At 64.2% G+C, this 6,240-nt stretch carries 6 protein-coding genes; 2 read left to right on the top strand and 4 right to left on the bottom strand.

Going from position 1 to position 6,240, the window contains the following annotated elements:
* Positions 1 to 638, top strand: a 638-nt coding sequence (locus ACYVF6_RS19315; RefSeq protein ID WP_460523191.1) for a hypothetical protein, incomplete at its 5' end; no start/stop codon positions are given.
* Positions 639 to 748: 110 nt separating this feature from the next.
* On the opposite strand, the gene ACYVF6_RS19310 is transcribed toward ACYVF6_RS19315, so the two are convergent.
* From ACYVF6_RS19310 to ACYVF6_RS19295, 4 genes are all read right to left on the bottom strand, one after another.
* A complete protein-coding gene (locus ACYVF6_RS19310; RefSeq protein ID WP_460523189.1) occupies positions 749 to 1,771 on the bottom strand; it encodes an alpha/beta hydrolase in 1,023 nt (340 codons plus the stop codon).
* Positions 1,768 to 2,328, bottom strand: coding sequence for a nuclear transport factor 2 family protein (locus tag ACYVF6_RS19305; protein WP_460523187.1), 561 nt, complete (start codon positions 2,326 to 2,328; stop codon positions 1,768 to 1,770). The genes ACYVF6_RS19310 and ACYVF6_RS19305 overlap by 4 nt, the downstream gene beginning before the upstream one ends.
* Entirely contained in the window at positions 2,319 to 3,314 is a 996-nt protein-coding gene (locus ACYVF6_RS19300; protein ID WP_460523185.1) for an MBL fold metallo-hydrolase, read from the bottom strand. Before ACYVF6_RS19300 ends, ACYVF6_RS19305 begins: the two co-directional genes overlap by 10 nt.
* Before the next feature lie 502 nt (positions 3,315 to 3,816).
* Positions 3,817 to 4,827 carry a LacI family DNA-binding transcriptional regulator gene (locus tag ACYVF6_RS19295; protein ID WP_460523183.1) on the bottom strand — a complete coding sequence of 337 codons (1,011 nt, stop codon included), beginning with the start codon at positions 4,825 to 4,827 and terminating at the stop codon, positions 3,817 to 3,819.
* Positions 4,828 to 5,040: 213 nt separating this feature from the next.
* Between ACYVF6_RS19295 and ACYVF6_RS19290 the strand changes: the two genes are divergently transcribed.
* Positions 5,041 to 6,213, top strand: coding sequence for a LysR family transcriptional regulator (locus tag ACYVF6_RS19290; protein WP_460523181.1), 1,173 nt, complete (start codon positions 5,041 to 5,043; stop codon positions 6,211 to 6,213).
* Positions 6,214 to 6,240 lie beyond the last annotated feature (27 nt).

Genomic DNA, 6,240 nt, shown 5'->3' with positions numbered 1-6,240 from the left:
CAGCCACAGACGAAACAGACTGGACCGATCCAGACACCCAACAGCCCGGACGTATCAGCCACTTCGAGCAAGGCGCCATCGCCTGGACCTCCGATGACGACCAGATGGTGGAGTTCCCCGCACGGCGAGTCTTCAACTCAGGCCACATCGGTGTCTCGTCAATCGGCGGCTGGGCGGAACTGACACTGACCAGCGCCGGCACCTTCCACTACCGGGGCCACTTGCACAACAGCGGACTCGTCGGCCTTGCCTGCACCGTCGGGTCGGCGATAAGGATCCCGGGAACCGACCAGGCCATCGGCAAGATGTACGAGGCAAACGTGGGCGGAACCACCTCAGTCTTCGACTCCCGCAACGAAGACTGGAACGAAAGTGGCCCCAACAACGAGATCCGGGCCAACTGGAAGGCCCTGATGAACGCCGACTCGATGAGCACCACCGTCGACGCGACCCTTGGCGGATGGGAGGTTGTCACCCTCATTCTGCTTCCCGTGGTGGGAGCGGTCGGGCTGATCTCCCTTCTTTCCGGACCTCCTGCGCCGGACACCAGCTGCGTAACGACTGGTTCACACACTCTGAAGGATGGCAACAACAACACCATCGTCGAACCCAACGGAGTGCGCTGCCGGCGCCCGTGAGCACAGGGCAACCGCCTTGCCCGGGTACAGGAACTCCTCGACGCCGGCCCAGACGAGTTCGCCGTCACGCCCCTGAACGGCGACATACTCGCCGAGGGTGCTTCGCCTCCTCACGCCGGCCGTTGGAGGTACCGGTCGAGCCATCGGATTGCGTGGTTGGCGGCTTCGGTGACGTAGGGGTCTTGGTCATAGAGTTCGATGTGGTTGTGGGTTTCGACCCAGACCAGTTCCTTCGGACTCTGCGCAGCGTCGTAGGCATGTTGGGCGTGCTCGGGCAGCAGCGCGGCGTCGGTGGTTCCGTGGATGATCAGGAGTGGTGTCGGGGTGACGAGTGGGGCGTGCCCGATCGCGTTGTAGGTGAAGTAGGACTGCAGCGAGTCGGCTGTGATGGTTTCGGACCAGGTTGGGGCGTCGGCCCGACGAGTCCGGTCATAGTAGCTGTAGGCCTCCTCGTTCGGCATCGCTGCGATCGGGACTTCCTCGGTGAGCTCTTTTGCGATCGTGGGAATGTAGGCGATCTGGCCGGATTCATATTGGCGCTGTACGAGTTCGTTGATCGTTCGGTAGTAGCGTGTGAAGGCGTCCAGGCCGAGGAGTTGTTGGAATGTGCCGCCGATGTTGTAGCCGCCCGCGACGCTGACGACAGCTTTCAGGCGCTTGTCGCGGGCGCCGAGCGAGACCGCGTAGCCGCCACCCATGCAGACGCCCACCGCGGCAATTCGATCCGGATCGATGTCGGCGCGCGTCAGCAGGTAGTTGACGGCGTCGGCGTAGTTCTGGATCACCGCGTTCGGATCGTATCGATAGCGTGGCTCGCCGCCGCTCTCCCCGAAGTTGGATGGATCGAAGGTCAGCACGGTGTAGCCGGCGTCGGCCAGGCGCTCGGCGTAGTGCGGGAGGGTCTGCTCCTTCACGCTGCTGATCGGGCCGCACATGACCACGCCCGGCGTGGGCGTCTCGCCAGCTGAAAGAGGTCTGTAGATGTGACCGGCCAGCGTCGCATCTGTGCTGGCGAAGGATACGTTCGTCCGTCGATACGGATCGGCCTTGAGGAGGTTGCCGGCATAATAGCGGGCGGCATCGGCGTCTTCGGCGATTGCCGAGGTCGCCGGCCGCAGACGAATCGAGGTCATGGGCCTTTGGGCCTTTCTCGTGCGGAGATTTCCGTGATGTGCTGGTTTCCCGTGGCCCACCGAACGGTGAGGGTCAGCGCGCCGATCCGCCAGCCCGCGGACGTGTTGATCAGGCCGAAGTCGTAGCGACCACCAACTGTCCAGATCGGCCCGCCGGTCGCGTTGTGGAGTACGTGGGTCGCTTGCACGTTGGCAACGCAGGTTGCCTGATCGCCGTCGACGGACACGAGATGGTTGCCGACGAGGTGTTGAGTCGCGTCCAGCCCTTCGAGCACGGTCTGCCACCCGGCGATCAGGTCTTTGGCGGGTATCGTTTGCGGTGCTCCGCCATTTAGCGAGGTGTAGTCGACCTGAACGACATCGGTGAACAAGCGCCACGCCGCGTCCCAGTCCCGGGAGTCGACGAGCACCAACAGCCGCGATGTCAGTTCTACTATTTCCTGACGATGGATCAACCTGGTGGTCTCGATCTCCCTGACGATGTCAGAGTCGTTCATGGATGAATCCCTTCGGTCGCTTTCGTAGCCTGGGCGCCGGCTCTGCTCGACTATCCACAACGTGCTGATCCGTTGGCGCGGATCTCCCGCCCTACGGCCTGTACGTTCACTTGTTTGAGGGTCGGCAACGAGGCGACCAGCGGGTATCCGGGATACCTGCTGTCGAGTTCGGTGATGATCTCCGACTGTTCGGCCGGACTGACCTCTTCCGCCTTCGCCGAGCGCTTTCCTGTCGCGGGTTCGATGAGGTCGCGGAATCGTTCGAGGTACGTCCGCTGACGTGCGACAAGCGCCTTGGCGTCAGCTGCTGAACCGTGCCCCGGATAGAGGGTCCGGGCTTGGGGGAACCGTTTCTCCAAGCGCTGCAGGTTTTCCTGCCATCCGCACGTGTGCCCTTCGAGCAGGGCCGGCGTGAAGTGATTGCTGACAATGTCGCCTGCGAACAGCGTGCGCGTCTTTGGCTCGTAGAACGCTGTCGCCGTCTCGGACTCGCCTGGACCGAACTCCGCGGTCTCCAGGCGCACGCCGGCAAGGTCGATCGGCTCGTCAGGTTCCAGGGTCCGGTTCGGAAAGGTCAGCTCGGCCGGGAAGTCTGGATCTGCCTGCTTGGCCAGCTGGTAGAAGCCGAGCGGGTTGGTACGCATCCAGTCGGTCGTTGCCTTGGAGGCGTAGATGGGCGCAGCTGGGAACGCATCGTGCAGCACCCCAAGTCCACCGACGTGGTCGGGGTGAGGATGCGTGATCAGGATGCCGGCAACGGGACGCCCGGTCTTCCTCAACGCGGCGGCGGCGCGTCGCCCACCGGTGAGATTGCGTCCCGCGTCGATCACGATGACACCACCCGGGGCGTACAGCCACAGGATGTTGACCGATCCTGGATTCGGCGATGCGTGGCGCCCGACCCGAGCTTTCCGAAGCGGGCCGGCCGGGGCGATGGACTCGGAACCCTGCCCTTCAGGGCCACTGGGTCCACCGGCTGCACAGCCGGAGAGCAACAGCATTGCGCCCAGTCCCAGAAATGACCGCCGCGGGCGGGCGGCGTGCAACGGTTGGCCGACAGACGTCTGTGAACTCGGGTTGACACACATGCGAATTCCCCTTTCTGCCATGAGCTATGTCGTATGAAAAGGATGGAACGAGCACGGCTCCTGCATCAAGAACGGCTGATTTCGCACATCGCGTAACGCTGCTACGCGGTTGAGCCAGTTCTCTGGGGCCTGCGCGCCGCACCGCAGCCCGGGCAGACCGTGGACTCGGGTGGATGTCGACTGGACGCGAACCTGGCCAGTCGACGCCATAGCAGATGCAGTGGTCGGCGGTAGGCTCTCACCTTACGGGCCAGCCTGGCACGGCATGCGTCACAGAGCAGTTCCGCATGTTTTGCCGTGGCGAGTTCGTACAGCGAATGCTGCTCATTCGAGGACATCGCAGCTCCTCAGGTCTGGAGTTTGCGCTGATGCACACAGAGGATGTTCATCAGGATCCAGCGTCGCCGAGCAGTCGTCAATGATTCCTTGCTTCACGCACCGTTTAGCGAAGCGGCGGTGATCAACCTCGCTCGCGGGTCGTGTCGCCAACCGGGATCTCGCCCGAGCCACGAGGAACCAGCCGCGTCTGGATCAGGTACTCCCGCGGCTTCCACTGCTCGCCGTCGAGTCGCCGGAACAACAGCTGCGCTGCTGTTCGGCCCATCGCCGCGGGGTCTTGGGCGATCACGGTGATGCGTGGCATGAGGAGATCGGCGAGCGGGAAATCGTCGAAGCCGACAAGCGCCACCTGATGCTGCAGGCCCAGGTGCTGCAGTGCGCGGATGGCGCCGACGGTCACGAGGTTCTGACTGGTGAAGAGCGCGGTGGGTGGATCCGTACGACCGAGCATGGCGATGACGGCATCCGTTGCGGCATCGACGTTGCGCAGGTCGTGGACGACATTGCCCGGTCGGACGGTCAGTCCGTTGTCCCGCATCGCCTCGTGGTAGCCGCGATACCGCTCTCGTGCGGTCGCCGTTCGTTGATGGTGACCGAGGTAAGCGATCCGCCGATGGCCGACCCGCGTCAGGTGGACCACGGCGTCGGCGGCGCCCTTGGCATTCGTGGCGACCACGGCGTCGGCGAGCAGCCCCTGCGGCGGACGGTCGACGAAGACTATGGGGGTGTGCGTCCGCATCATGTCGGGATAGAGATAGCCGTGGTCGTCGCTTGCCGGCGCGATGATCAGACCGTCTGCTCGGCGCATGGTGAAGGCGCGCACCAACTCACGTTCACGCTGGGGATCTTCGTCCAGGCTGCCCGCGAACACCAACACGCCTCGAGCTCGAGCCTCGTCCTCGATCGTTCGATGCAAGGTCGAGGAGAACGGGTTGGCGATGTCCTCGACCACGAGTGCGATGGCCGCGGTCTTGCCGTCGGCACGGCGCAGGCTGCTGGCACCGAGGTTCGGCTGGTAGTCGAGTTGTTCGACTGCCCGCTGGACCTTGGCGACCATCTCAGGTGAGACGCTCCCCTCACCGTTGACCACCCGGGACACGGTCTTGATCCCGACGCCCGCGAGGGAAGCCACGTCTCTCATCGTCGGGCGCCGAGACGGCACGGTCATGACGGTTTCTCCTGGGCCTTCCGTCCGAACACGGATGCGAGCCAGCAGCGGGCCACCGGTCACCCAAGGCGAACGCCGCACTCCGAACAATACCCAACTATCGCTCGTGGTGACAACCTTGTCAAGCTGAGTGACGCAGGCCAGCCGATGGGGGACTACCCGAGAACCAGGCAGCTCTTGACATCCGGCATCCAGTCGCCGAGACTCGGTTTGACAACGTTGTCAGAGCGGCCATCGCCAAGGTCGCGGTCGAGGCTGGGCCAGGTCCCCTGGAGGCTGGATGCGCCGGAAACGGAACCCGCGCCGCGCCGCGGAGTCGCGCGTCACCGTATCTGGGACACCGCGGTGCCAGCGACGGAAACTGCGATCAATTCGTTCACCTGGACTCGACCGATGACGACCGTCGAGTTGCGTGACCTGCACATCTTCCTCACCCTTGCAGACGAGCTCCACTTCGCGCGGGCTGCCGACCGCCTCGGTCTGACCCCCTCTCGAGTCAGCCAGGTCCTGCGGGATCTCGAACGGAGGCTCGGCGGTCAGTTGGTATATCGCACAAGCCGTCGGGTGGAACTGACCAGTTTCGGCGAACGGTTCAGGGCAGAGGCGGGCACCGCGCTCGCGCAACTCACCGACGTCATCGAGCGGGCCCAACAGGTCAACAGGAATCGGAAGAGCACTGTACGGATCGGCGTCTACTCCGAGCCGGCCGGACGAGGCCTTGTCGCTGCGGTCAAGGCGTTCACGGCGCAGTACCCGGAATGCGCGGTGCAGGTGACCGAGAACCCGATCAACGACACGTTCGGGCCACTTCACCGCGGTGAGGTAGACCTCGTGGCCAGCTGGCTCCCGCACGGGAGAACCGACCTCGTGACCGGACCGATTCTTGCGGCGGAGTCCCACGTGCTGGCGGTCGCGCGGGATCATCCCCTCGCCCAGCGACCCGAGGTGTCCGCTGATGACCTGCCCGACCAATGCGCGTTCATGTGTCGATGGCTGCCAAGTGAGTTCCGCCCCAGGTGGCACCCTTCGAGAACCGGCACCAACACCGCGGCCGAGCAGGACGAATTCAACGCATACCCGAAGGACGATCTCCGCGGCATCCTCACCGAACTCGCCTACCTCATCGCCACCGGCACGATAGTTCACCCGACGATTCGGAACGCGTTCGCCCATCCCGACATCGCGTACGTACCGATCATGGGCCTCCCTCCGCTACGCAACGCGCTCTTGTGGCGCCGCGGAGGGAACCTCGACCCAACCGTCTCCGACTTCATCCGCGTCACGCGAAATCTCACGCTCGACTCATCGTCCAAGAGGTGCAGTTCGCCGCGCGTAAGCGTGCCTACGTGATGCATTGAGATGCTCAGGCTTGATCGC

It is taken from the genome of Flindersiella endophytica (genome assembly GCF_054779015.1).
This window is presented reverse-complemented; position numbering and strand designations above follow the sequence as displayed.